Consider the following 24,546-nt stretch of genomic DNA (forward strand, 5'->3'; position numbering starts at 1 on the left):
TATATGACCGTCGCCCAGGCCGTCGTGCGCTTCCTGGCCCGGCAGTGGAGCGAGCGCGACGGCGTGGAGCGCAGGTTCTTCGGCGGCTGCTCCGGCATCTTCGGTCACGGCAACGTGGCCGGGCTCGGCCAGGCGCTGGCCACCTCCACCGAGGACCTCCCCTACCACCTGAGCCGCAACGAGCAGGCCATGGTCCACACGGCCGCCGCCTACGCCCGGGCCAGCAACCGCCTGGCCACCCTGGCCTGCACCACCTCCATCGGCCCCGGCGCGACCAACATGATCACGGGCGCGGCGGGCGCGACGATCAACCGGCTGCCGGTGCTCCTGCTGCCCGGCGACATCTTCTCCACCCGCGTGGCGGGCCCGGTGCTGCAGGAGCTGGAGGACCAGCGCTCGTACGACATCTCGGTCAACGACTGCTTCAAGCCGGTCTCCCGCTACTGGGACCGGATCAACCGCCCCGAGCAGCTCCCGTCGGCGCTGCTGGCCGCCATGCGCGTGCTCACCGACCCGGCCGAGACCGGCGCGGTGACGCTGGCGCTGCCGCAGGACGTGCAGGCGGAGGCCCACGACTGGCCGGAGGAGCTGTTCGCGCGCCGCGTCTGGCACGTCCCCAGGCCGCGCCCCGAGCGGGCCGCCGTGTTCCGGGCGGCCCAGCTGGTCAAGTCGGCCGTGCGTCCGCTGATCGTCGCGGGCGGCGGGACGATCTACAGCGAGGCCACGGAGCAGCTGCGGATCTTCGCCGAGACGTACGGCATCCCGGTCGCCGAGACGCAGGCCGGCAAGGGCGCGCTCCCGTACGGGCACCCGCTCGCCGTGGGCGCGATCGGCGCCACCGGCACCACGGCCGCCAACGCGCTGGCCCGCGAGGCCGACCTGATCATCGGCGTGGGCACCCGCTACAGCGACTTCACCACCGCCTCCCGGACGATCTTCGCTCCCGACGCCCGCTTCCTCAACCTCAACATCACCGCCTTCGACGCCGCCAAGCTGTCGGGCCTGCAACTGGTCGGCGACGCCCGCGACGGGCTGGCGGACCTGGTCGAGGCGTTCGCGGGCTGGAGGGGCGCGCCGGAGGACTACCGCGCGCGGGCCACCGAGCTGACCAGGGAGTGGGACGCGGCGGTGGACCGGGCCTACTCGCTGGAGGGCTCGCCGCTGCCCCAGTCCGCGGTGATCGGCGCGGTCAACGCGGCGGCGGCCGAGGACGGCGTGGTGGTGTGCGCGGCCGGCTCGATGCCCGGCGACCTGCACAAGCTCTGGCGGCCGAGCGGGCCCGGCAACTACCACGTCGAGTACGGCTACTCCTGCATGGGCTACGAGATCGCCGGCGGGCTGGGCGTCAAGATGGCGGTGCCGGAGCGCGAGGTGTTCGTCCTGGTGGGCGATGGCTCGTACCTGATGATGGCTCAGGAGCTGATCACCGCGATCTCCGAGGGGATCAAGCTGGTGGTCGTCCTGGTGGACAACTCCGGGTTCGCCTCCATCGGCCGCCTGTCGGAGAGCGTGGGCGCGGAGCGGCTCGGCACCTCGTACCGGCATCGCGACGGCGGGCCGCTGCCCGTCGACCTGGCCGCCAACGCGGCCAGCCTCGGCGCCACGGTGCTGCGCCCCGAGTCGGTCGCCGACCTGCGCAAGGCGCTCGAGGAAGCCCGCTCGGGTTCCAGGACCACGGTCATCTATGTACGCACCGACCCGATGGCGGACGACGCCCCGTCCTCCGAGGCGTGGTGGGACGTGCCGGTCGCGGAGGTCGGCGGCACGACCGGCGCGGCGCGGGAGACGTACGAGGAGAACAAGCGCTCCCAGCGCCTCCACCTGACGCCGCCCGCCTGACCAGGGTTGCCCCCCATCCCCCCGGGGAAGGCCTCTGACCAGGCACGATAGGGGGCAGGGGATGGGGCCGTGGCGGCTGCTCGGTTGGGTCGCGCTGATCGCGGTGGTCGGCTTCTGCCTCAACCAGATCGCCACGGTGGTCATCTCGGTCATCGTCGGCGTGTTCATCACGGCACTGCTGCTGCCCCCGGCCCGCTGGCTCAGGTCACGCGGGGTGAACCGCGCCCTGGCCACCGCGATCGTCTTCGTCGGCGGGATCGTGCTGGCCGGAGGGCTGATCGCGCTGCTGGTGCCGCCCACCATCGACAGCATCGCGCAGTTGCGGGTCAGCCTCACCAGGGTGCTCGACAACCTGTACGACCTGACCTCCAGGTTCGGGGTCGATCCGCGTAAGCTCGCCGCGCAGGCCAAGGAGTACCTGACCGCCCAGGGCCGCCAGATCGCCACGGGCGCGCTGGCCGGGGTCAGGACCGCGGGCGAGATCGTGGTGGGGGCGGCGGTGGCGTTCGTCCTGTCGGTGTACTTCGTGCACGGCGGCGACCGGCTCTTCCACTGGCTCGTGGAGCTCGCGCCCGTTTCGGCCAGGGCCCGCATCACCGAGACCGGCGTCCTGATCTTCTCCGTGATCGGCCGCTACATCCGCGGGATCGCGATCGTGGGTGCGGTGGACGGGTTCTTCATCGGCCTCGCGCTGTGGATCCTGGGCGTGCCCATCGCGCTGCCGCTGGCGGTGCTGACGTTCGTGGGGGCGTTCCTGCCGATCGTGGGGGCGTTCACGGCGGGGCTGCTGGCCGCGGTGGTGGCGCTCGTGGCCAAGGGCTGGCTGGTGGCGCTGATCGTGGTCGGGGTGACCGTGGCGATTCAGCAGATCGAGGGGCACGTGCTGGCGCCGCAGGTCTACGGCAAGGCTCTCGACCTGCCCGGGGTGATCATCCTGGTGGCGATCGCGGTGGGCGGCCTGCTCTGGGGGATCATCGGCGCGTTCCTGGCCGCCCCGGTGACCGCGGTGATCGTGGCCCTGCTGCACAGGCCGCGGGCCGAGCCCGCCCCGGTCACTCTCGCTCCGCCGCGACCTCCTCCAGCGACTCCCGCGACCAGGTGAGCCGCCCGGCCCGCAGGTCGTCGATGACCGCGCGCAGCCACCGGGTCTCCGCGGCCGTCACCTCGCGCAGGTATTCGATCTCCAGCATGGTGATGCGCGGCAGGTCGGCATCGTCGGCCAGGCTCGCCTCCAGCCCGGCCAGCGTTTCGGCGACCGCCCGCTCGCGCCGCTCTAGCGCCGCCGCCAGGTCCTCCGGGGCGAGCATGAGCGCGTTCGCCAGCGCGGCCGGGAACTGCGGGAACTCCTGCCTGGGCGTGGCCAGCATCTCGTCCAGCCACTTGAGCAGCGCCGTCCCGCCCTCGGCAGTGAGCTCGTAGACCGTGCGCTCGGGGTACTGCTGGTCGCGCTCGGTCTCCCGGACGCTGATCAGGCCGGCCTCCAGCAGCCGGTCGATGGTCCGGTAGAGGCCGGCCCGCTGGCCCACGTTGACCACCAGGTCCTTGCCCCACTGCTTGAGCATGCGCTGGATCCCGTACGGATGCAGCGGCTGGTGGCGCAGCAGGGCCAGCACGGTCAGGGCGAGCGGCGAGCCACGATCGAGAGCCATGGGCCAATACTAGCCTCAAAATTACTAGTTGACGTGAAATTAGTTTCACTGCAACTATCAATCTCATGAGCGACATCGAACGCATCCACACCGACCACGCCGTCACCCGGCGCCTGGGCAACTGGACCACCGCGGGCCGCTTCGAGATCCGCACCCGCTACGGCCAGACCACCGTCGACCTGCGCTCCCCCGGCCTGCCCGCCGAGATCGAGCTGCGACTCGACCTCGACCGCGGCGTGGTCAAGCTGCTGGTCCCCGAGGACGCCACCGTCGAGCACCAGGACCTGCGCTGGAGCGGCAGGGGCCAGGTCAAGGACCACCAGGCGCCCGCGGAGGGCTCCGCGCGGCGCATCCGCCTGGTCGGCAGGGGCGCCGGCAGCGAGATCCGCGTCCGCCGCGGCGGCGTCGCGATCATCACCGCGATGTTGTCCCCCGAGTACGTACGCGACGTCCGCCAGGCCCACCGGAACGGCACCCACCCGACCGTCGACGACCCCGCCCGCACCCTGGAGAAGGCGTCGTGAAGCAGACCCCCGTCCTCATCGTCGGCGGCGGCTACGCCGGCCTCGCCTCGGCCCTCTTCCTCTCCCACCAGGGCGTGCCCTGCCTCCTGGTCGACCGCCACCCCGGCGTGTCGCTCCTGGGCAGGGCCCGGGGGATCAACCCGCGCACCCTCGAGATCTACCGGCCGCTCGGCCTGGACGAACCCGTGAAGGAGGCGGGCCGGCCCTTCGACGAGGAGGCCGGCGTGGCCCGCTGCGCGACGCTGGCGGGCGAGTGGCAGTGGCTGTTCGGCGACGAGTCCCCGCGGGCGCTGCCCGAGCTGACCGCGGGCGAGCTCTGCATGGCCGACCAGAGCACGGTCGAGCCCATCCTGATCGAGGCCGCCCGCGCCAAGGGCGCGGAGCTGTGGTTCGACACGCAGTGCCGGTCGATCGAGCCCGACGCCGACGGCGTGACAGCCGTGGTGGAGGACCGCGCCACCGGCCAGCGGCACACGATCAGGGCCCGGTACGTGATCGGCGCCGACGGCTACGGCGGCGCCACCAGGGAGCGGCTCGGCATCGCCCGCACCGGCCTCGGCCCCCTGCGGCACTTCGTGACCTACGTCATCAAGGCGGACCTGTCCGAGATCATCACCAAGCGGGCCCTGTTCTGGATCGTCGGCGAACCCGGCGGCACCGCCTCGGCGGCGTTCGTGTCCCACGCGCTGCCCGACCACTGGGGCCTGTCCCTGCTCTACGACCCGGACAAGGAGTCGCCCGACGACTTCACCGACGAGCGCTGCGTCGCCGCGGCCAAGGCGGTCATCGGCCGCGACGTACCGGTCGAGATCGTCAGCAAGGCGTCCTGGACGGAGGCGGTCGGCGTGGCCGACAGCTACCGCTCCGGCCGGGTCTTCCTCGTCGGGGACGCCGCGCACGTGTGGCCGCCCGCCCAGGGACTGGGGGCCAACTCGGCCGTCCAGGACGCGCACAACCTGGCCTGGAAGCTCGCCGCCGTGCTCGCGGGGCGGGCCTCGGACGCGCTGCTCGACACGTACGAGGCCGAGCGCCGCCCGGTGGCGCTGGAGCTGGCCGACGTGACCGTGCGCAGCCAGGCCGCCAGGTTCGGCTCCGGCCCGGAGGACGACCTGGTGGACCCGGTCACCTGCGTCCTCGGACAGCGGTACGCGTCCACGGCGATGGCCGGGACCCCGCCCGAGTCGGTGTTCGGCGACGGGGTGTCACGACACGCCCTTCCCGGCACCCGGGCCCCGCACCTCTGGCTCTCCCTCGACGGGCGGCGGATCGGCGTGCACGACCTGTTCCACGACTCGTTCGTGCTGCTGTGCGGGCCCGGCGGGGAGGAATGGGCGCGGGTGGCGGTCGAAGGCGTGCGGGTGTACCGGGTGGGGTCGGAGCTGGTCGACGTCGAGGGGCACTGGGAGTCGCGGTACGGCTGCGACGCCGTCCTGGTGCGCCCGGACGGCTACGTGGCCTGGCGCTCGGACGATTCGGCGAGCGAGGACGGCCCGGCGACCCGCCTGACAGCCACCCTCCACCAGATCCTCCACTGACCCCGCCGGCCCTCACCGGCCCGCGCGCGGGGAGCGGGAGGGTCAGAGGAGCAGCTCCAGCTCCAGCTCGTGCCGGATCGGGATGCCGTCGGCCTCGGCGGGAATGCCCGGCTTGAGGTCCCGCGCCCGGTCCACGCCGTTGCGGTGCAGGGCGATCAGGTCGAACCCGTACCGCTGGTAGAACCGCAGGGCGTGCGTGTTGTCGTTGGTGGTGACCAGCCAGAGCCTGGCCGCCCCGCTCTCGGTCGCGACGGCGCGCACCGCGTCCAGCAGCGCCGCCCCCACTCCCCTGCCGGGCACCACCGCGTCGATCGTGATGATCTCCACGGAGTCGCCACGCCGGGCGTACGTGATGATCCCGGCCGGCTCCCCCTCGATCTCGGCGATGAAGCCCGGCTGCGCGGCCGCGTCGACCAACTCCCCGCGGCCCAGGGCCACCACGGTCGAGCCGCCCCAGCTCTCGGTCAGCACCCGGGTCACGTTCGCGAGATCTTGCGGCTCGATGGGACGCACGGATATCGCCATGTCCCTCATTATGAGATCTATGCGATGGGTAACGTTCGACTGCTTCGGAACACTTGTCGACTGGCGGCACGGCATCCGCACCAGCGCCGAGCTGATCGCGCCGGGTCAGGGGGCGCGGCTGCTGGAGGCGTACAACCGGCACGAGCACGTCGTGCAGGCCGAGTGCCCGACACTCCGCTACCGCCACGTGCTGGCCGAGGCGCTCCGCAGGGCCTGCGCCGACGAGAAGGTGGAGCTGAACGAGGACGACGCCCAGGTGCTGGGCACGACGATCCCGTACTGGCCGGTGTTCCCCGAGGTGGGCGCCGAGTTGTCGGCGCTGCGTGGCGCGGGCTGGCGCCTGGCGCTGCTCACCAACTGCGACCGCGACCTCATCGCCGAGACGCGGCGGCGGCTGCCCGTGGCGTTCGACGCGGTGCTGACGTCGGAGGACGTGGGCGCGTACAAGCCGGCCGACGCGCACTTCGAGACGTTCAGGCGCTCGTACGAGCCCACTCAATGGGTGCATGTGGCGCAGAGCTACTTCCACGACATGGTCCCCGCCCACCGCCTCGGCATCCCGCGCGTGTGGATCAACCGCCAGGGCGAGCGGCCCGCCGACGAGAAGATCATCCAGCAGCTGCTGCCCGACCTCGGCGGGCTGCTCTCCGTGGTCGAGAACGCCTAACGGCGCTGCTCCAGCACGTCCGCGATGCCGGACAGGAAGGAGTCCACGTCCGCGATGAGGTAGCCGGACCGGAACAGCACGGTCGAGAACTTCGCCGCCCGCACCTCCTTGGCCGTCACCGGGAAGTCGGTCGTCCCGCGCAGGGTGGCCACGATGCGGTCCAGGAAGGCGTCGATCTCGTCCTCGTTGTAGCCGGTGCCCATGCGACCCGGGCGGAAGGCCACCCGTTCGACGCGGGCCGCCTGGGTCTCGAACCACTCCTCGCGCAGCATCTCGCCGGTCGGCTCGGCCATGGCGAGGCGTACCGGCCGCTTGGCCTGGGTCTCCAGCGCCACCACGAACGCCTCCAGGGCGAAGTCGACCGCGGTCTCGACATATCCGCCACGCTTGGCTCGGAACGTGGCCCGCCGCACGTCGTCCGCGCTGACGGGCTCCACAGTGGGCATGCCCCTGCCCAGGGTCGACTCGATCCGCCCGATCAGGGCGTCGACTTCGGCGGGGTCATAGCCTGAACGCATACCCATGACGCGTGGAAAGCGATTCAAGCCCACTCCTCTTGAGAACGTGCTGGGGGCGTCTCCATTGTGGGGCTCTTTATGCTAGCGATGCGACCCGACATATAGCGTTACAAGACCATGCGTCTGTCCAAGGTCTCCTTCCGCTACCGAAGACGTGATCCTTTCGTCATCGAAGACGTCGACACCCAGCTCGCCCCCGGCGATGTGATCGAGCTGACCGGCGTGAACGGGGCAGGCAAGTCGACTCTGCTCCGCCTCCTTGCGGGCCTCACCCGGCCCACGACCGGCACGATCGCCGGGCGTCCCGAGGTGGTCGGCTTCGCTCCCGACCGCTTCCCGACCGCCCAGCCGTTCACGGTCACGGCCTATCTGCGCCACATGTCCCGGGTACGCGATGGCGCCCGCTGGGAGCCATGGGCCGAGCGCCTGAACATGGGCCACCTCCTCACCGTCGCCCTGGGCGAGCTGTCGAAGGGCAGCGCGCACAAGGTCGGCCTGGTCCAGGCGCTGATGTCGGAGCCCGGGCTGCTGATCCTGGACGAGCCGTTCGCCGGGCTCGACGTGGACACCCGTGAAGCGCTCCCTTCGATCGCCGGCGAGGTGGCGGGCCGCGGCGGCATCGTCATCGTCAGCGACCACCAGGGCGGCCTGCGCTCGCTGCCCGGGATACGCCATTGGTCGCTGGTGGACGGCCGCCTCAAGGAGAGCACGACGGCACCCGGTCTCGAACCGGTCGAGGACAGGGGGACGGTCGTGGCCGTCACGGTGCCCGCGTCCGAAGTCCACGGCTTCCTCGCCAGGATGCGCGGCGAGGGTTACCTGGCCCGCGAGATCGAGGAGTCCGGATGATCGCCCTGGCCACGTTCCGGCTGGCCGCCTACATCCGTTCGCACCGCATGTTCCAGGCGCTCCTTCTGGCCTTCGCCATGCTGGCGATCCTCTACGGCAGCCGGGCGCCGCGCGGCGGCGAGGCCTCGGCCCTCACGGACGGCGCCGTACTGATCATCCCCGTCCTGGCCTGGGCGACCAGGAGCCTCCTCGACACCGAGCCCGATCGGCAGCGCGAGTTGTCCGCGATCCAGGTGGGCGGGCGGGGCAGGGAGGTGGCGGCGGGGTTGATGGCGGCGTTCGTGACGTGTGTGGCGTTCGCGGCGCTCGGCATGGGCGCGGCGCTCCTGCTCGGCGTGAGCCAGGCTCCGTCGCGCGGCGTGCTGGCCGCCGCTCTCGTCCTGAACGCCCTGGCCGCGCTCACCGGCACCGCGCTGGGCGCCCTCACCAGCCGCGCGGTCATCAGCTCCCCCGCGCTTTCGATCATGGGGCTGCTGCTGGGGTTCCTGGCGATGCTGCTGCTCAGCTCCTCGCCCCTGCACTGGCTCACCGTCCCGCTCATCGCCTGGATGAAGGCGGCGAACGGGGGTCACCTCCTCGACCAGCTCCCCGAGCTCGGCGCCATCACCCTGGTGTGGTGCCTGATCGGCCTGGGGACGTACGTGTGGCTCCGGCGTAGGGTAGGTTAGTGAGCATTCACTCACCCTAGAGGAGGCGACGGTGAAAATGATCTGCCTGGGTGACAGCATCACCCGCGCACAGGTGAGCGCCGACTACGTGGCCATGCTCCGCTCCCGGCTGCCCGAGGCGACCGTGATCAACGCCGGGGTCAACTACGAGCCGTCGTCGGAGACGGTCAAGCGGCTCGACGACGTCGTGAGCCAGGATCCCGACGTGGTGACCGTACTTATCGGCACGAACGACGCGAACTCCACGCTCAGCGGGACACTCGCCAAGACCCTGCGCAAGCGCTGGAAACTCTCCGCGGACCCCACCCCGGAGGCCTACGCCGCCAACCTCACCACCATCGCCCGCCGCCTCCAGGACGAGACGATGGCCCGCGTGGCGATGCTCTCCCTGCCCGTCATCGGCGAGGAGCTCGACTCGGTCTCGGTGCGGCGGGCCGCCGAGTACAGCGAGATCGTCCGGCGGGTCGCGGCGGCCGAGGGCGTCACGTACCTGCCGCTCAACGAGCGGATGACGGCTTACCTGGAGGAGCGGGGCCGGGCTCCCGGCATCCGTTACCAGGCGGAGGGGCGGCTGGCGCAGACCGCCGCGATGCAGCACTTCCTGCTCGGCCGCAGCCTGGACGCCATCTCCAAGGGCCGCGGCCTCCAGCTCACCACGGACAACATCCACCTGAACAGCAGGGGCGCCGCCATGATCGCCGACCTGATCGAGGGCTTCGCCGCCCGCTCGATCGCACCCCACTAGCCCCGTTCCGCCCGGGGAACTCGCGGCGGATGGGTTATTCGGCGGCCGCGAGCTGGCCGCAGGCGCCGTCGATCTCGCGGCCGCGCGTGTCGCGTACCGTCACGGGCACGCCGTGGAACTCCAGCCGCCGCACGAACGCCCGCTCGTCCTCAGGCCGGGAAGCCGTCCACTTCGACCCCGGGGTCGGGTTGAGCGGGATCAGGTTGACGTGCACGAGCTTGTTCCGGACCAGCTTGCCGAGCAGGTCGGCCCGCCACTCCTGGTCGTTGATGTCCTTGATCAGCGCATACTCGATCGAGACCCGCCGCTTGGTCTTCGCCGCGTACGCCCACGCCGCGTCGAGGACCTCGGCCACCTTCCACCGCGTGTTGATCGGCACCAGAGTGTCACGCAGCTCGTCGTCGGGCGCGTGCAGCGACAGCGCCAGCGTGACGGGCAGCCCCTCGTCGGCGAGCTTGCCGATCGCGGGCACCAGCCCGACGGTGGAGACGGTGATCCCCCGGGCCGAGATGCCCAGCCCGTGCGGCGCGGGCTCCACCATCCGCCGCACCGCCCCGATGACCTGCTTGTAGTTGGCCAGCGGCTCTCCCATGCCCATGAACACGACGTTGTTCACCCGGCCGGGCCCGCCGGGCACCTCGCCGGCCGCCAGCGACCGGGCGCCGGCGACGACCTGCTCGACGATCTCGGCGGTGGACATGTTGCGGGTGAGGCCGGCCTGGCCGGTGGCGCAGAAGGGGCAGTTCATGCCGCAGCCGGCCTGCGAGGACACGCACATCGTGACCCGGTCGGGATAGCGCATGAGCACCGACTCGACCAGCGCCCCGTCGAACAGCCGCCACAGCGTCTTACGCGTGGTGCCCCGGTCGGTGGTCATCTCCCTCACCGAGGTCAGCAGGTCGGGCAGGAGCGCGGCCAGTTTCTCGCGGGAGGCCGCCGGCAGGTCGGTCATCGCGCCGACGTCGGTGGTGAGCCGCTCGAAGTAGTGGCGCGAGAGCTGGTCGGCGCGGAACGCCTTCTCGCCCAGCTCGGTGACCGCGGCCCGCCGGTCGGCCATCGACAGGTCGGCCAGGTGCCGTGCGGGCTTGGCCCGCCGGGGCGCGACGAAGGTGAGCTGGCCTGGGGGCTGGGACACGTTCCTGCCTTTGCTTTGAGTGGCTGTCAATCAGGGTAATGAACGTTCGGATCGGAGGTGGCATTCCTGGTTACGGTACGGCTCGCATCGTGGCTGCCACCGGATCTACAGTCATCACGTATGGCGATTTTTCGGTCGGCATCTGGCGAGGGTGGCGCCGAGGTCGTTCTCGCCGCCGGTAACCCGTACGGCAGCCGGACGCTCGTGGTCGAGCGTGACGAGGACTCCTCGGTAGCTTACCTGTGCTCGCCCGACGGCACGGTGCACGGCGCCGTCTGGCTGGCCAACCATCGCCCCGCCCCGGCGGTGGTCGACCTGGCCCGCATCAACGCCGGCCTGCCGCCGCTGATGCCCAGGGCCAACACCCTCCACCCGGACGGCCGCAGGCCGCTCGGGCAGCTCACCGCGCTGTGGTTCGAGGAGGGGGACGGGGTCGCCCTGTACGAGGACGAGGAGCTGCTGGCGGTCATCCCCGGCTGGGCCGACATGAGCAGGGGCATGCCCGGCTACGCCCGCGACGCGGTGGGCGAGTCGCCGTTCGCGTGGGCGCTGTCGGAGGCGCTCGAAGGGCTGCAGTCCCGCCTCTCCAACGCCAGGTCCTACTGGGGCTGGCGGCACAGCGAGGGGTCGTGGCCGTCGTTCCAGCAGTTCGTGATGGGGCATCTGGACGGGGCGCTCGGTCCCGCGGGACGCTATTGGGACGCCAGCGGCGAGCGGCTGCCGACCGTCGGCATCACCGAACGGCCGCCGCATCAGGGCCGCGCCTACACCGTGCTGTCCACGGTGGGGATGAGCTGCCAGCGCATGCCCACGGTCGAGCAGTGGATCGACAAGCCGGGCGCGTACGCCAGGATCGAGCTGGCCGTGGCCACCCGCGAGGACCCGCGCGACGCGGCGCTGCTGCTGGTGTGGCTGTCGCAGTATCCGTGGCACTCGGTCACGTGGCTCGGCCACGGGCACACGGCGAAGTGGTATCACGAGCCTTCGACGTTCCCGTTGGGGCCGCGGTATTCGGGGGTCCTGATGCTGGCCAACGCACCCCACATGCCAGACATGTCAGGATTCGCGTTCGGGGGTGAGGCCGTACGGTGGCTCTGGCTCTCACCGGTCACCACCGAGACGCTGGAGGCGCAGCAGCGGTAGCTAGAAGAACAGCGTCATCAGCAGCCAGACCGGCACCAGCGTCGTCACCAGCGAGTCGAGCCGGTCCATCAGACCGCCGTGGCCGGGCAGGATCGTGCCCAGGTCCTTGATGCCGAGATCCCGCTTGATCATCGACTCGATCAGGTCGCCCACGGTGGCCAGCACCGCCGCCAGCGCGCCGATCAGCGCGCCCTGCCAGATGGCGCCGTGCATCAGCCAGACCACCAGCCACGCGCCGACGGCCGTGCACGCGATCACCGACCCGGCGAGCCCTTCCCAGGTCTTCTTCGGGCTGATCGCCGTCATCTTGTGCCGGCCGAACAGCACGCCCGCGAAGTAGCCGCCGATGTCGCTGGCCACGGTCACCGCGATGAAGATCAGCACCCGGTGGTCGCCGTCGTGGAGCCGCAGCATCATGGGCACGAACGCCGCGAGCATGGCGGGATAGAACAGCGTGAGCACCGAGGCCGACGCGTCCCGTACGTAACCGTCGGTCCCGTCGCTGAACATGCGCCAGACCAGGAGCACCAACGCGAACACCGCGAACGTGGCCAGCAGCCACGTCGGCCCGCCCCAGTACGCGCCCGCATGCATCGCCACCAGGCCCGCGAGCACCGGCACGGCGGGCACCTTGATCCCACGGGTGGCGAAGGCCTTGATCAGCTCCATCGCGCCGACGCCCACGGCAGCGGCGACCACCGGGAGGAACAGCTCCTTGATCGTGTAGATCGTGCCGATGACCAGCGCGCCCAGCACCACACCGACCGCGATCGCGGCGGGCAGGTTCCTTCCGGTACGGCCGCCGCCGCTCGAGCTGGTGTCAGCCGTACGTTCTTCCACAGAGTTTCTCCAAGAGCCACGGCCCCCGCCACTCGGGGCGAGGGCCGTTCAAGACCCGCTACCTGCGGCGGCCAGCCCAACGCGACCACCGCAGGCCCAAGCCGCTACCCGCGACGACCGCCGCAGGCACGAACCCCTTACCCACGACAACCCGCCGCAGGCACGAACCGCCGCCTGCGACGACCCGCGGAAGTGCGAACCACCGCCTGCGACGACCCGCCATAGGTGCGAACCGCCGCCTGCGGCGGCCGGCCCAACGCGACCACCGTAGGCCTGCTGCCTGCGGCGGCGAGTTGAACGCGGTCCGCCGTGCGGCGTGCCGCTCAGACTTCGAGCAGCTCGGCTTCCTTGTGCTTGAGCAGCTCGTCGATCTTCGCGACGTGCTTCTGGGTGAGGTCGTCGAGCTCCTTCTCGGCCCGCCTGACCTCGTCCTCCCCCGCCTCGCCATCCTTGATCATCTTGTCGAGGACTTCCTTGGCGGAGCGGCGGATGTTGCGCACCGACACCTTGGCGTGCTCGCCCTTGTTCCTGGCGACCTTGATGTACTCCTTGCGCCGCTCCTCGGAGAGCTCCGGGAACGTCACGCGGATCACCTGGCCGTCGTCGGTGGGGTTGACACCGAGGTCGGAATCGCGGATGGCCTTCTCGATGGCGCCCATCGAACTCTTGTCGAAAGGCTGGATGAGCACCATGCGCGCCTCCGGCACATGGAACGACGCCAGCTGCTGGATCGGCGTCGGCGTGCCGTAGTACTCGGCGTTGATCTTGTTGAACATCGAGGGGGTGACGCGGCCCGTACGGATGGTCGCGAAGTCCTCCTTCGCGACCGAGACGGCCTTGTCCATTTTTTCCTCGGCTTCGAGGAGGGTTTCGTCGATCACAGCGGCTCCCTGTCTTCTAGCTGGCGGTGTCGGGCTCGCTCCCTCATTTGCCTGCGGGACTCACCAGCGTGCCGATTTTCTCACCGCGTACCGCTCGCAGGATGTTGCCCTCGCCCATGAGGTCGAAGACCACGATCGGCAGGTCGTTGTCCTTGCACAGGCTGATCGCGGTGGCGTCCATGACAGCGAGGTCGCGGAGCAGCACCTCGCCGTAATCAAGGTGGTCGAACCTGACCGCATCCGGATTTTTGCGTGGATCGGAGTCGTAGATCCCGTCCACCTGCGTTCCCTTGAGCAGCGCCTCCGCGCCGATCTCCAGGGCCCGCTGGGACGCCGCGGTGTCGGTGGAGAAGTACGGCGAGCCGAGCCCCGCGCCGAAGATGACCACGCGCCCCTTCTCGAGGTGCCTGATCGCGCGGCGCGGCAGGAACGGCTCGGCCACCTGCTGCATGGTGATGGCGGTCTGGACGCGCGTCTCGACGCCCCGCCGCTCGAGGAAGTCCTGCAGGGCCAGGCAGTTGATGACCGTGCCGAGCATGCCCATGTAGTCGGCTCTGGCGCGGTCGATGCCTCCTTGCGACAGGGTGGCGCCGCGGAACATGTTGCCGCCGCCGACTACGACCGCGACCTGTACGCCTTCCTTGACGGCCTCGGCGATCGAATCGGCCAGATGATCGACGATCACCGGATCGATGCCCAGCGGCTCGCTACCGGCGAACGCCTCTCCTGACAACTTCAGCATCACCCGCTTCCATCTGAGCGGGTTGTGCGGATTTTGAGATGAGGAAGCCGCCGTCCGTGTGGATTCGTGGGCTGGCTCCCGGTGGTCCTGCACGGCGGCGGCCTCCTTCGTTCGGTGAATCAAGTTCAGGCTGTCGGCTTGCTTCTTGCCTTGGCCGGGCGGCCCACCTTGAGCGGCGGGCCTGCCTGGCCGGTTGCTTGCCTAAGCCTAAGCCTGACCGACCTTGAAGCGGACAAAGGCCTGGACCTCGACGCCGTTCTCCTCGGCGTACTTGCCCACGCTCTTCTTGTTGTCCTTGACGAAGGCCTGCTGGAGGAGGGTGAAGTCCTTGTACCAGCCGTTCACGCGGCCCTCGACGATCTTGGAGATGGCGGCCTCGGGCTTGCCCTCCTCGCGGGTCATCTCCTCGAAGAGCTTGCGCTCCTTCTCGACCACGTCGGCCGGGACGGAGGCGGCCTTGAGGTACTGCGGGGCCATCGCGGCGGCGTGCTGCGCGATGTCCTTGGCGACCTCGGCGTTCGGCTTGTCGAGCTGGATCAGCACGCCGACGGCCGGCGGCAGCGCCGGGTCGGTCTTGTGCATGTAAACACCGATGTAGCCGCCCTCGAGGACCGCGAACCGGCGGATCTCGATCTTCTCGCCGAGCGCGGCGTTGGCGACGTCGAGGTGCTCCTTGACGCTCTTGCCGTCGAAGGACGACTCGAGCAGCGACGCCACGTCGGCGGGCTTGGTCTCGAGGATGTGTTCGACAACCTGGGCGGCCAGCTCCTGGAAGCGCTCGCCCTTGGCCACGAAGTCGGTCTCGCAGTTGAGCTCGAGCAGCGCGGCAGCGGAGTCGCCGTCCTGCTTGAGCGCGACCAGGCCGTTGGAGGCGGTGCGGGCCTCGCGCTTACCTACGTCCTTGGCGCCCTTGAGGCGCAGGAGCTCGATAGCGCGGTCGAAGTCACCCTCGGACTCCTCGAGCGCCTTCTTGCAGTCCATCATGCCGGCAGCGGTGATTTCGCGAAGCCGCTTGACATCGGCCATGTTCACGGAAGCCATTGCTTTTCCTTGTGGGATTTCGTCGTCGTCGTGGATCAGGTGGGCAACGGCGCGCCTGCTCACCCTTGGTTCGTACGGCGGGCGCTTGCCGTACGGAAGCCTTTGTCTTGCGTCAGCCTCTGTCTTGCGTTTCGGGGCCCGGCTCGCCTGGCATACTGCCCAGCCTCGCCCTGGCTTACCATCCTGGACCATCACCAGCCAGCACCGACGCCACCCGGCCGACCCGCCGCGCCCGGTTCGGGCGAACCCGCCCTCTCCGGCCCGGCCGACCACCCTGGCCCGCTGAACTGCCCGGTCCAACCCGGCCCGGTCATCCGCCCCGGTCACCCGGAACGGCCCGGCTCACCACCGGCCCGGCCTGCGACCCAGACCTGGATCGCAACCCGGACCTCGGCTCGCAACCCCAGCTCGGGACCCAGACCTGAGGCCCCGGCCCGCGACCCAGACCTCAGGCCCCGGCCCGAACCTCGGCTCAGGGCCTCGGCCCCGGGCCTTGAAGCGCGACCTCACGGACCCGGCCCTGAACCGCGGCCCTTGAACTACGGCCCTGGACCGTGACCTCACGGGCCCGGCCCTGGACCGCGACCCAGGCCTTTGACCTACGGCCCAGATCCCGGCTCACAGCCTCAGCCTCGGCATCGGCCCTGAACCTTGAGCCTCGACCTCAGCCCGGCTCTTGGTCCTTGCCTGACTGGGAAGCGTCCTCGCCTGGCGATCACTCACCCGGCGAGGCCGCGGCCCCTCGCTCAACCGTTCACTTGTCTTCGTGGCCCGTTCCTTGCCCGGTCACGGCAGGACCAGGGACATCCCTCGTCCTGCCGTTCCGTTCGCCGGAGCAAGGCGCGCGCCCTGCCTGGTGGACTCTTCACCCACCCGACCGGGACGGGCCCGTACCTGGGAAACCCCGGGTACCTGAGCGCTGACGTCAGGCCTGCGGCTCGGCGTCAGCCTCAGGAGCAGTCTCCTCCGCGGGGGCCGCCTCAGCCGCAGGAGCGGCCTCAGGAGCAGCCTCGGCCGTGGGGGCGGCCTCAGGAGCAGCTTCGGCCACGGGGGCGGGCGCCTCAGCCTCGGCCGGCGCCTCGGCAGCGGCGTCGCCGGTGCCCTGCTCGATGAGCTCGCGCTCCCACTCGGCCAGCGGCTCGGCGGCGGCAGGCTTCTCGTCACCGCGGGCGGCGCCGGAGCGAGCCATCAGACCGGCCGCGACACCGTCGGCGACGACCCTGGTCAGCAGACCGACGGCGCGAATGGCGTCGTCGTTGCCCGGGATCGGGTAGTCGACCTCGTCGGGGTCGCAGTTGGTGTCGAGGATCGCGACCACAGGGATGCCAAGCTTCTTGGCCTCGCTGATCGCGATGTGCTCCTTCTTGGTGTCGACGACCCACACGGCGCTGGGCACGCGGCCCATGTCACGGATACCGCCGAGCGTGCGCTCGAGCTTGTCCTTCTCGCGACGGCGCATGAGGAGCTCCTTCTTGGTGAGCCCCGAGGCCGCGACGTTGTCGAAGTCGAGCTCCTCGAGCTCCTTCAGCCGCTGAAGCCTCTTGTGCACGGTGGAGAAGTTGGTGAGCATGCCGCCCAGCCAGCGCTGGTTGACGTACGGCATCCCGACTCGGGCAGCCTGCTCGGAGATGGCCTCCTGAGCCTGCTTCTTGGTGCCGATGAACAGGATGGTGCCGCCGTGGGCGACGGTCTCCTTGACGAAGTCGTACGCGCGGTCGATGTAAGAGAGCGACTTCTGCAGGTCAATGATGTAGATGCCGTTGCGCTCGGTGAAGATGAATCGCTTCATCTTCGGGTTCCAGCGCCGGGTCTGGTGACCGAAGTGAACGCCGCTCTCAAGCAGCTGTCGCATGGTGACGACGGGGGCCATGTGCTGGTCCTCCAGGTCTTGGCGCCCTGCGGAAGGGCGCGGTTCTCGGTTGTGCCGCAGCAGCGCGTCGTCTGCCGCCCTGATGCCCCGAAACCCCGCCAGCCGGGCCCATGGCCCGGACCGATGGCGCGGTCCGCAGTGGGGCATGCGAAGTCGGCCTGTGGTCACAGGCCACCGAAAAGTCTACCTCCCGCACCAGCCCAGCCTGACCGTCAACGGTCAATCAGACATCCAGCTCTCTACCCCCACACCCACCTCCATCGTGATCACTCAGTCATCCAGGCACCAAACACCATCAACATCTGACATGCACCACGCCAACATCGGCCGCTTCCTGTAACTCGACCAACGCCCGGCAGCTCACCCCCACCAACCGCCCGGGCAAACCCGCACCTCAGCCGCGGACCAGAGCACGATTCCGCACGTCAACCACCGCCTCAACCAGGCCCTCCGCCCACCCTTGGCCCTCCACCCACCCTTGCCGAGAACCAGAACACGGTCCCGCACGCCAACCACCGCCTCAGCCGCGGACCAGCGCACAATCCCGCACGTCGACCACCGCCTCAGCCAGGCCCACCCTTGCCGGTTCCATCTCAGCCGGCCGCATCGTGATCCTCGGTAGGCAGCCCCGGCGTCGGCCTCTTCGCGACCGGGAAAAGGTTCAGTTGCGCTTCGGCGATCCTGGCCCCGCTCGGCGCGGCCTTCTCATCGCGATTGGCAATGAGGTACGGCTCGACCAACTTCTCGATCGACTCGTTGAGCTGAGCCAGCTCGTCCGGGTCGACCCTGATCCGCATTCGGTTGAACCGGGTGACATCCCGCCACTCATCAGGCTCAGCCTCAACGGCCGCCATAGCGCGATCCGCCTCTTCATGCGCTTCCCGGCGAAACGCCAGCATCAGAGCCACCTTGGCATCCCGTACGTCCGGCTGGTCGCCCGGCTTGACTCCGACGCTGATCGGCTTGTTCACGCTCTTCCACAGCCGTTCCCTGCCATCACCACGCGGCGGCGCGTCCTCCACGAACCCGTACTTGGCCAGCATGCGCAGGTGATAGCTCGCGGCGCTGGGCGTGATCCCCGCGATCTCCGCCACTTCAGTGGCAGTGGCACTGCCCTCGAGACCCAGCCGATTGAGGATCATCAGGCGCGCCGGGTGGGCCAGCGCCCGCATCGCCCTGGGATCACTGAGCCCCTCACTCATGCCGCCAAGATTACCCGTCCCAAGGTATGAAGCATTGCCTTCATAACTGTGAAGGGATATCTTCACAGTTATGAAGCGTTCCCTTCACAACTCCACCATGCCCCCGCACCAGCCAGAACGCTCGTCAATCACCCCAAACCACGCCCACCCAAGCACCGCCCACAGCCAACCAATACGTCCAACACCCCGTCCCCCACCCTCACAACACCAACGCCGAAGCCACTCCCACCACCCGCGATCAACCCACCGGCCCGACGCTCCCCGGGCCCACGGCCTGGGCACCCACAACCGACGACGACCCAAACCACATCCCCCCGCAAGCCATAACCAGCCAAAAGGCCCAACGGCCAGGCCAACCCCCGCTCAGCCCAGCACCACCAAACGCCAACCCCGCATATCAGCCCAAGTGCCCATAACCACCAACCCACCCGGCCCTTACCGCCGCGCACCCCAGTAACAGCCACGAGGCCGGCGCCCAAGCCCGACCCCAATCAGCTCAGTCCATCCCTCCAGCCGGCCACGTCCGAGGCTGCAGGCGCCATGACCGAGACCGCCACGCCATCGACCGGAGGATCGAATGCCTGACCGCAACCTCACTAACGAAAACCGCGCCCCTCACCACAACCACGCCGCCACTGCGCGCCACATCCCCCAGCGCCACACCCCCGACCCCAAGCACGCGGCTCGTGACGGCACCTCCGACGACCCCACCGCCGATTCGAGCCACCATCACGCAACTCCCGACAGCACCCCCAGCTCAAACCACCCCAGCCACGCAGTTCCCGACGACACCTCCAACGACCCCAGCACGAGCTCGAACCACCCCAACCATGTAGCTCGTGATGACACCTCCAGCTCGAACCGCCCCAACCACGCGGCTCCCGACGACACCTCCAACTCGAATCACCCCAACCACGATGACCGCAGCTCAGACGCGCCCATCCCACTCAGGAAACAGCGCGACTACCGCTTCCTCTGGGCCGCCCGAACGATCTCCGTCACCGGCTCGGAGGTATCCAAGCTGGCCATCCCCCTGACCGCGGTAACCCTGCTGGCCGCCTCCCCCTCCCAGATGGGCCTGCTGACGGCCGCCGCCTCGGTCCCCGCCCTCGTGTTCGGCCTGCAGTCAGGCGCCATCGCGGACCGGCTCACCCGGCACCGGCCCCTCATGATCGCCTGTGAACTCGTCTCATGCGCAGCCGCCGCCACAGTCCCCCTGGCCTGGCTCCTCGACCTCCTCAGCGTCGCATGGCTGATCACCGTGGCCCTGGTGATCGGCACAGCCGGCGTACTCTTCAGGGCAGCGAACTTCCCCTACGTGGCAGCAGTCGCCGCCCCTCCCCAGCGAACCGAGGCGATGGCCGGCTTGAACGCCTCCTACTCGGTGGCGTCGGTCAGCGGCCCCAGCCTGGCCGGTCTCCTGGTTCAGCTCTTCACGGCCCCGCTGGCCGTGTTGGCGGAGGCATTGTCGTTCCTGACCTCAGCCCTCTTGCTCCGCGCCATCCGCACCCCGGAGAAGAACGAGCCGGCAACCTCCCGTGGCATGTGGAACGACGTCATGGAGGGCCTGCGGACCAGCGTCACCCATCCCGTACTCCGCGCTCTCCTGGGCGCAGGCGTCACGATCAACTTCTTCGCCATGGCGTACACGGCCATCTACATGCTCTACATGGTGAACACGCTCAACATCCCCAAGCCCCTGCTAGGCGCCCTCATCGCCCTGAGCGGCATCGGCGGCATGCTGGGCGCCTGGATCACGGCCCGCCTGTCCAAGCGCTACGGCGAGAACCGCATACTGCTCGTCTCGGTGCTCTTCTTCCCCATCGAAATCCTCGCGGTAGGCCTGCTGACCGGCCCCCTTTGGTGGAAACTCTCGCTGCTCGCCCTAACCGGAACGATCACAGGCGGCATCGTCGTAGCCTTCGCCACCTGCATGGGCGCCATCACCCTGCGCGAAACCTCCCCAGAGCTCCGCGGCCGGGTGAACGCCACCATGACCTTCGCAGTGCAAGGCGTCCTGGCCCTCGGCGGCATAACCGGCGGCATCCTCGCCGAATTCATCGGTCTACGCCCCGTCATCCTCATTTGCGCAGCAGGCATCGCCCTGAGCGCCGTCTGGATCTGGACATCTCCCCTACGCCCTCACCGCCAACCACGCCCCACCCGCCTGGCGAAACCCAGCAGCGAGCCGCCCCCATCCCAAACCAGAGACTCCTTGATCGCTTGCAAACGCCACGCTCCTCGCTGACCCGCCACCCCTCAGACGAAGCCCAACCCGAGCCCCGAAACCAAAGATGGCGGGCGAAAGTGCGGTCGAGTCAGAGGCGTTTGATCACTTCAACCCCCCGAAGAAGACCCGCAGATCCTTCGCCAGCATCTCCGGTGCCTCCATGGCCGGAAAGTGTCCGCCCCGCTCATACTCGGTCCAATGGGCCTCGGCCGGCGGGTTGACGAGCTTGCGGACGGTGGGATCGGCGCTGAACACCGCGAAACCCTGCGGCACGGCCGGCGGCGCACCCCACTCGGAAGAGTGAGCCTGTTCGTACAGGAATCGAGCGGCGGAGATGCCTGAGCCGGTGAACCAGTAGAGGCTGGCGATCGTGAGAAGCTGATCCCGGTCGTAGGGCAGGTCGGTCGACCGCTCGAAGCTCTCTGCGATCCAACCGAGCTGCCCGGCGGGCGAGTCGTTGAGCAGGTAGCCGATGTTCTGGGGGCGGGTGTTCTGGATCGCCAGATAACCGGAGCCGTCGGCGCGGAACTCGGCCATCCGCTCCAGGGCCGCCTGGTCGACCGGGTCCGCCGGGTCGAGCCTGTCGGCCATGCCGGGCAGGAACGTGGCCGTGGCCGCCGCCGTGTACGGATCGGTCACCGCATGAACGCCCACGACATGCTCGCCATCAAGGCCGGCCACCGCACCGGAGACGCCGGCGCCGATGTCGCCGCCGTGGACACCGTATCGGTCGTAGCCGAGCCGCCGCATCAGCTCTGTCCAGGCCCGAGCGGTACGAGCCATCGCCCAGCCCGCCTCGCCCACCGGCGTGGAGAAGGCGAAGCCGGGCAGTGACGGGACCACCACGTGAAAGTCCTGCCGCAGGTGCTCGATCAGCATGGTGAACTCGGCGAACGCGCTGGGGTAGCCGTGAGTGAGCACCAGCGGCAGAGCGTCGGGGTTGCCGGATCGGACGTGCAGGAAGTGGATCCGCTGCCCGTCGATCTCGGTGGTGAACTGCGGGTACTCGTTGAGCCGCGCCTCGGCAGCGCGCCAGTCGTAACTCTCGGCCCAATACGCAACCAGCTCCTTCAGAAACTCCAGCGGCACCCCGCGACTCCACCCGATACCGGGCAGTTCGTCCGGCCAGCGAGTCCGGGCCAACCGGACTTTCAGGTCATCGACGTCGGGCTGAGGGACAGCGATGGTGAACGGCCGAATCTCCATCTGACGCTCCTTGTCGGCTTGAGTGTTCACCACGCTAGGAGCCAATGCGGCACACTTCCTTCCGCAATCCGCCGACGATTCAGCACATGCGATCCACCCAGCAACCGCTTCCTCGGCAAAGCCCCGCCGGTTCCCCACTCACGCGCCCCGACCAGACCGTCCGGCGCGTGTCCCCTCCCCACTGACCTGTACAAGGCCAGAACCGGCAGCCTCATCATCGCAGCGCTTCATCCCGCCCCGAGCCGCCATCGGGCCAGTTATCCACAGCCCATAAACACCTCGCCCGCTCCATCCCCAGAACCCCGTTCGGCCCCACCTCCACCACCCCTCATCCACGAAAGTCGGTGCCCGGACCAGCACCAGACCGACGACGGAGGTGGCATATGGCCGCGAAACACGACCAAGACCTCGGCAAACAAGGCGAACAGGTAGCGGTGACCTACCTGGAGGCCGAGGGGATGCAGATAATCGCCCGCAACTGGCGCTGCCGCCACGGCGAGATCGACATCATCGCCGAAGAAGGCGCCACCCTGGTCGTCGTCGAGGTCAAAACCCGATCGGGCAGATCTCACGGCACAGCCCTGGAATCCGTGAGCCCGGTCAAGCTGGCCAGGCTGAGGATGCTCGCGGCCAAGTGGCTGGCCGCGCAGCCGCGCACGTTCCGCACCGTACGGGTGGACGTGGTCGCCCTCGAGCGTTTCGCCGGTGACTTCGCCCTGAGTCACGTACGGGGGGCGATCTAGATGGCCGTGGCCCGTACACGCAGCGTGGCCGTTATCGGAGTCGCAGGCCGCACCGTCGAGGTCGAGGCCGACGTGGGCAACGGCCTGGCCGGCATCCACCTCATCGGCCTCCCCGACACGGCGCTCAGCGAGGCCCGAGATCGGGTCAGGTCCGCGATGGTCAACAGCGCCTATCCCTGGCCCGACGCCCGCATCATCGTCAGTCTCTTCCCGGCCAGCCTCCCCAAGCGCGGTTCCCAGTTCGATCTCGCCATAGCCGTGGCCATTCTGGGCGCCGCTGGCGTGATCCCGGCCGAGCGCATCGCGGAGCCGTTCTTCCTGGGTGAGCTCGGCCTCGACGGCCGCATCAGACCTGTACGCGGTGTGCTGCCCTCCATCCTCGGTGCGGCCAAACACGGTGACGTCACAGTCGTCGTCCCCGCCGCGAACTCAGCCGAGGCCGCCCTGGTGCCCAACGTCAAAGTGATCCCGGTTTCACACCTCCGCCAGCTCGTGGAGTGGCTGCGCAGGGGAGACGACGAGCCCGAGCCCCGGGTCGAGGAGTGCGCCGAGTTGCCCAAGTCCACCGACGGCCCGACGGTGGATCTTGCGGACGTCGTGGGTCAGCCGGTCGCCCGACGGGCTCTGGAGGTGTGCGCGGCAGGCGGCCACAACCTCTGGATGCTCGGCCCGCCGGGCACCGGCAAGACCATGCTGGCCGAACGCCTCCCCACCCTCCTGCCGGACCTGGAGCTCGACCACGCCCTGGAGGTCACGGCCATCCACTCCGTCGCGGGCGCCCTGCCGCCGAACGCTCCCATGATGAGCAGACCCCCGTTCGTCAGCCCTCATCACACGGCGACGTCCGCCGCGATCATCGGCGGAGGCAGCGCGATCGTACGTCCAGGAGCGGTCTCCCTCGCCCACAGAGGCGTCCTCTTCCTGGACGAGGCTCCCGAGTTCCCCCGCCACGTGCTCGACGCCCTCCGGCAGCCTCTGGAGTCCGGCCGCGTGACGGTGTCGAGGTCTGCTGGCTCGGTCACGTTCCCGGCCAGGTTCATGCTCGTCATGGCCGCCAACCCCTGCCCGTGCGCCCAGGCCGAGGACCAAGGGGATACCTGCAAGTGCACCTCCACGATCAAGCGCCGCTACCTGGGCAGGCTCTCCGGCCCGCTCCTGGACCGCATAGACATGAAGGTCACCGTGGTCCGCTCGTCCAGACGCGAACTCCTGGCCGACCGCCAGTTCGTAGAAACGAGCAAGACAGTGGCCGAACGCGTCCTCCTGGCCCGCGAACGCGCCGCCAAACGCCTGACCGGCACGCCCTGGCGCACGAATGCCGAAATCCCCTCCTCCCTGCTCCACTCCGACTACCGCCCGTCCAACGAAGCCATGAAACCCATGACGTCCTGCCTCGACTCCGGCACCCTCACCGCCCGCGGCCTGGACCGCGTCGTACGCGTCGCATGGACCCTCGCCGACCTGGCCGACAAGGACACCCCGGAGGAGGACGAAACCAACGCCGCCCTCAGCTTCTGGCTAGGAGTGAAGTCCTAACACCCACCCCAAACCCAACCCCCACCACCCCACACTGCGCCCCATGCAGCACCGCGATGTGCTTTGGCACCGCGACGTGCTCCAGCACCGCGACGTGCTTTGGCACTACGACGTGCTCCGGCACCATGACCTGCTCCCGCACTACGACCAGGTCCTCATCCCGTTCAGCTCTCGCCATCGCCCACCCCATCCCTCCAGGAGCCCCCATGCCCAGCTCCATCCCGGAAGCTGACACACCCCTCGCACCCCCACCAGCCGCTACCCCTGGCCTACCGCGGTCAGATGCTCCACAAAGCCCCCATACGGACCACGGCATGACCCATGCGCCTACCGAAACAGCCTTGACCAACACCCTTCCAGCAGCCGCCGAGACCGCTCCGGGCGCCAACACGGGTACCGCCACGGCCGCGACCACCTGCACAAGCCCCGATACGCTCGGCGAACTGGGTACCGCCGTT

Annotated in this window: 24 protein-coding genes; 13 read left to right on the forward strand and 11 right to left on the reverse strand. The window is 69.4% G+C overall.

Features of this window, described 5'->3' with window-relative positions; all coding sequences use genetic code 11:
- Positions 1–3: 3 nt before the first annotated feature.
- Both iolD and ACWDRB_RS32670 read left to right on the forward strand, forming a co-directional pair.
- Positions 4–1,839, forward strand: coding sequence for a 3D-(3,5/4)-trihydroxycyclohexane-1,2-dione acylhydrolase (decyclizing) (gene iolD / locus ACWDRB_RS32665; protein WP_449900529.1), 1,836 nt, complete (start codon positions 4–6; stop codon positions 1,837–1,839).
- Positions 1,840–1,900: 61 nt separating this feature from the next.
- A complete protein-coding gene (locus ACWDRB_RS32670; protein ID WP_449900203.1) occupies positions 1,901–2,941 on the forward strand; it encodes an AI-2E family transporter in 1,041 nt (346 codons plus the stop codon).
- Here the strand turns inward: ACWDRB_RS32670 and ACWDRB_RS32675 are convergent.
- Complete coding sequence (locus ACWDRB_RS32675; protein ID WP_350739020.1) at positions 2,892–3,488, reverse strand: PadR family transcriptional regulator; 597 nt, start codon at positions 3,486–3,488, stop codon at positions 2,892–2,894. The two genes, ACWDRB_RS32670 and ACWDRB_RS32675, sit on opposite strands and share 50 nt — an antisense overlap.
- A gap of 65 nt (positions 3,489–3,553) precedes the next feature.
- On the opposite strand from ACWDRB_RS32675, the gene ACWDRB_RS32680 reads away from it, so the two are divergent.
- Positions 3,554–4,012 carry a hypothetical protein gene (locus ACWDRB_RS32680; RefSeq protein ID WP_449900207.1) on the forward strand — a complete coding sequence of 153 codons (459 nt, stop codon included), beginning with the start codon at positions 3,554–3,556 and terminating at the stop codon, positions 4,010–4,012.
- Positions 4,009–5,547, forward strand: a complete 1,539-nt coding sequence (locus ACWDRB_RS32685) for an FAD-dependent monooxygenase (RefSeq protein WP_449900209.1) — start codon at positions 4,009–4,011, stop codon at positions 5,545–5,547. The genes ACWDRB_RS32680 and ACWDRB_RS32685 overlap by 4 nt, the downstream gene beginning before the upstream one ends.
- Before the next feature lie 42 nt (positions 5,548–5,589).
- Here the strand turns inward: ACWDRB_RS32685 and ACWDRB_RS32690 are convergent, their stop codons facing one another.
- A complete protein-coding gene (locus tag ACWDRB_RS32690; protein ID WP_449900211.1) occupies positions 5,590–6,072 on the reverse strand; it encodes a GNAT family N-acetyltransferase in 483 nt (160 codons plus the stop codon).
- 19 nt (positions 6,073–6,091) lie between these two features.
- On the opposite strand from ACWDRB_RS32690, the gene ACWDRB_RS32695 reads away from it, so the two are divergent.
- Positions 6,092–6,739 carry an HAD-IA family hydrolase gene (locus tag ACWDRB_RS32695; RefSeq protein ID WP_449900213.1) on the forward strand — a complete coding sequence of 216 codons (648 nt, stop codon included), beginning with the start codon at positions 6,092–6,094 and terminating at the stop codon, positions 6,737–6,739.
- On the opposite strand, the gene ACWDRB_RS32700 is transcribed toward ACWDRB_RS32695, so the two are convergent.
- Positions 6,736–7,290 (reverse strand): DivIVA domain-containing protein, encoded by a 555-nt coding sequence (locus ACWDRB_RS32700; protein ID WP_449900215.1) that lies wholly within the window; start codon positions 7,288–7,290, stop codon positions 6,736–6,738. The genes ACWDRB_RS32695 and ACWDRB_RS32700 overlap by 4 nt on opposite strands.
- Before the next feature lie 84 nt (positions 7,291–7,374).
- Here ACWDRB_RS32700 and ACWDRB_RS32705 point away from each other — a divergent pair, with 84 nt between their 5' ends.
- Genes ACWDRB_RS32705 through ACWDRB_RS32715 form a run of 3 tightly spaced genes read left to right on the forward strand, consistent with a single transcriptional unit; the run spans position 7,375 to position 9,519 of the window.
- Entirely contained in the window at positions 7,375–8,106 is a 732-nt protein-coding gene (locus ACWDRB_RS32705; RefSeq protein WP_449900217.1) for an ABC transporter ATP-binding protein, read from the forward strand.
- Positions 8,103–8,774, forward strand: a complete 672-nt coding sequence (locus ACWDRB_RS32710; RefSeq protein ID WP_397368729.1) for a hypothetical protein — start codon at positions 8,103–8,105, stop codon at positions 8,772–8,774. The genes ACWDRB_RS32705 and ACWDRB_RS32710 overlap by 4 nt, the downstream gene beginning before the upstream one ends.
- Positions 8,775–8,811: 37 nt before the next feature.
- Entirely contained in the window at positions 8,812–9,519 is a 708-nt protein-coding gene (locus ACWDRB_RS32715; protein ID WP_449900532.1) for an SGNH/GDSL hydrolase family protein, read from the forward strand.
- Between the two features lie 34 nt (positions 9,520–9,553).
- Here the strand turns inward: ACWDRB_RS32715 and rlmN are convergent, their stop codons facing one another.
- Complete coding sequence (gene rlmN / locus ACWDRB_RS32720) at positions 9,554–10,654, reverse strand: 23S rRNA (adenine(2503)-C(2))-methyltransferase RlmN (RefSeq protein ID WP_449900220.1); 1,101 nt, start codon at positions 10,652–10,654, stop codon at positions 9,554–9,556.
- A 120-nt stretch (positions 10,655–10,774) separates the two neighbouring features.
- On the opposite strand from rlmN, the gene ACWDRB_RS32725 reads away from it, so the two are divergent.
- Positions 10,775–11,797, forward strand: coding sequence for a suppressor of fused domain protein (locus tag ACWDRB_RS32725; protein ID WP_449900222.1), 1,023 nt, complete (start codon positions 10,775–10,777; stop codon positions 11,795–11,797).
- Here ACWDRB_RS32725 and ACWDRB_RS32730 read toward each other — a convergent pair whose 3' ends face one another.
- The 6 genes from ACWDRB_RS32730 to ACWDRB_RS32755 form a co-directional block, all read right to left on the reverse strand.
- Positions 11,798–12,637 (reverse strand): phosphatidate cytidylyltransferase, encoded by an 840-nt coding sequence (locus tag ACWDRB_RS32730; protein ID WP_350739047.1) that lies wholly within the window; start codon positions 12,635–12,637, stop codon positions 11,798–11,800.
- Positions 12,638–12,960: 323 nt separating this feature from the next.
- Positions 12,961–13,518: a ribosome recycling factor gene (gene frr / locus ACWDRB_RS32735; RefSeq protein ID WP_192790776.1), complete on the reverse strand. Its 558-nt coding sequence runs from the start codon at positions 13,516–13,518 to the stop codon at positions 12,961–12,963.
- Positions 13,519–13,561: 43 nt separating this feature from the next.
- Positions 13,562–14,260: a UMP kinase gene (gene pyrH / locus ACWDRB_RS32740; RefSeq protein ID WP_219912434.1), complete on the reverse strand. Its 699-nt coding sequence runs from the start codon at positions 14,258–14,260 to the stop codon at positions 13,562–13,564.
- A 207-nt stretch (positions 14,261–14,467) separates the two neighbouring features.
- Positions 14,468–15,301 (reverse strand): translation elongation factor Ts, encoded by an 834-nt coding sequence (tsf, locus tag ACWDRB_RS32745; RefSeq protein WP_449900226.1) that lies wholly within the window; start codon positions 15,299–15,301, stop codon positions 14,468–14,470.
- A 925-nt stretch (positions 15,302–16,226) separates the two neighbouring features.
- The gene (gene rpsB / locus ACWDRB_RS32750; RefSeq protein ID WP_449900229.1) at positions 16,227–17,171 is read right to left on the reverse strand and encodes a 30S ribosomal protein S2; all 945 of its coding nucleotides are present in this window, start codon (positions 17,169–17,171) and stop codon (positions 16,227–16,229) included.
- 593 nt (positions 17,172–17,764) lie between these two features.
- On the reverse strand, positions 17,765–18,373 hold the full coding sequence (locus ACWDRB_RS32755) for an ArsR/SmtB family transcription factor (RefSeq protein WP_449900232.1): 609 nt from the start codon (positions 18,371–18,373) through the stop codon (positions 17,765–17,767).
- Positions 18,374–19,313: 940 nt separating this feature from the next.
- Between ACWDRB_RS32755 and ACWDRB_RS32760 the strand changes: the two genes are divergently transcribed.
- On the forward strand, positions 19,314–20,621 hold the full coding sequence (locus ACWDRB_RS32760; protein ID WP_449900534.1) for an MFS transporter: 1,308 nt from the start codon (positions 19,314–19,316) through the stop codon (positions 20,619–20,621).
- Between the two features lie 84 nt (positions 20,622–20,705).
- Here ACWDRB_RS32760 and ACWDRB_RS32765 read toward each other — a convergent pair whose 3' ends face one another.
- The gene (locus tag ACWDRB_RS32765) at positions 20,706–21,947 is read right to left on the reverse strand and encodes an epoxide hydrolase family protein (protein ID WP_449900234.1); all 1,242 of its coding nucleotides are present in this window, start codon (positions 21,945–21,947) and stop codon (positions 20,706–20,708) included.
- 245 nt (positions 21,948–22,192) lie between these two features.
- On the opposite strand from ACWDRB_RS32765, the gene ACWDRB_RS32770 reads away from it, so the two are divergent.
- Genes ACWDRB_RS32770 through ACWDRB_RS32780 form a run of 3 tightly spaced genes read left to right on the forward strand, consistent with a single transcriptional unit; the run spans position 22,193 to position 24,320 of the window.
- Complete coding sequence (locus ACWDRB_RS32770) at positions 22,193–22,552, forward strand: YraN family protein (protein WP_363962937.1); 360 nt, start codon at positions 22,193–22,195, stop codon at positions 22,550–22,552.
- Positions 22,553–24,088 carry a YifB family Mg chelatase-like AAA ATPase gene (locus ACWDRB_RS32775; protein WP_449900237.1) on the forward strand — a complete coding sequence of 512 codons (1,536 nt, stop codon included), beginning with the start codon at positions 22,553–22,555 and terminating at the stop codon, positions 24,086–24,088.
- A gap of 43 nt (positions 24,089–24,131) precedes the next feature.
- Positions 24,132–24,320, forward strand: coding sequence for a hypothetical protein (locus ACWDRB_RS32780; RefSeq protein ID WP_449900239.1), 189 nt, complete (start codon positions 24,132–24,134; stop codon positions 24,318–24,320).
- Positions 24,321–24,546 lie beyond the last annotated feature (226 nt).

Source organism: Nonomuraea sp. NPDC003707 (genome assembly GCF_053587055.1).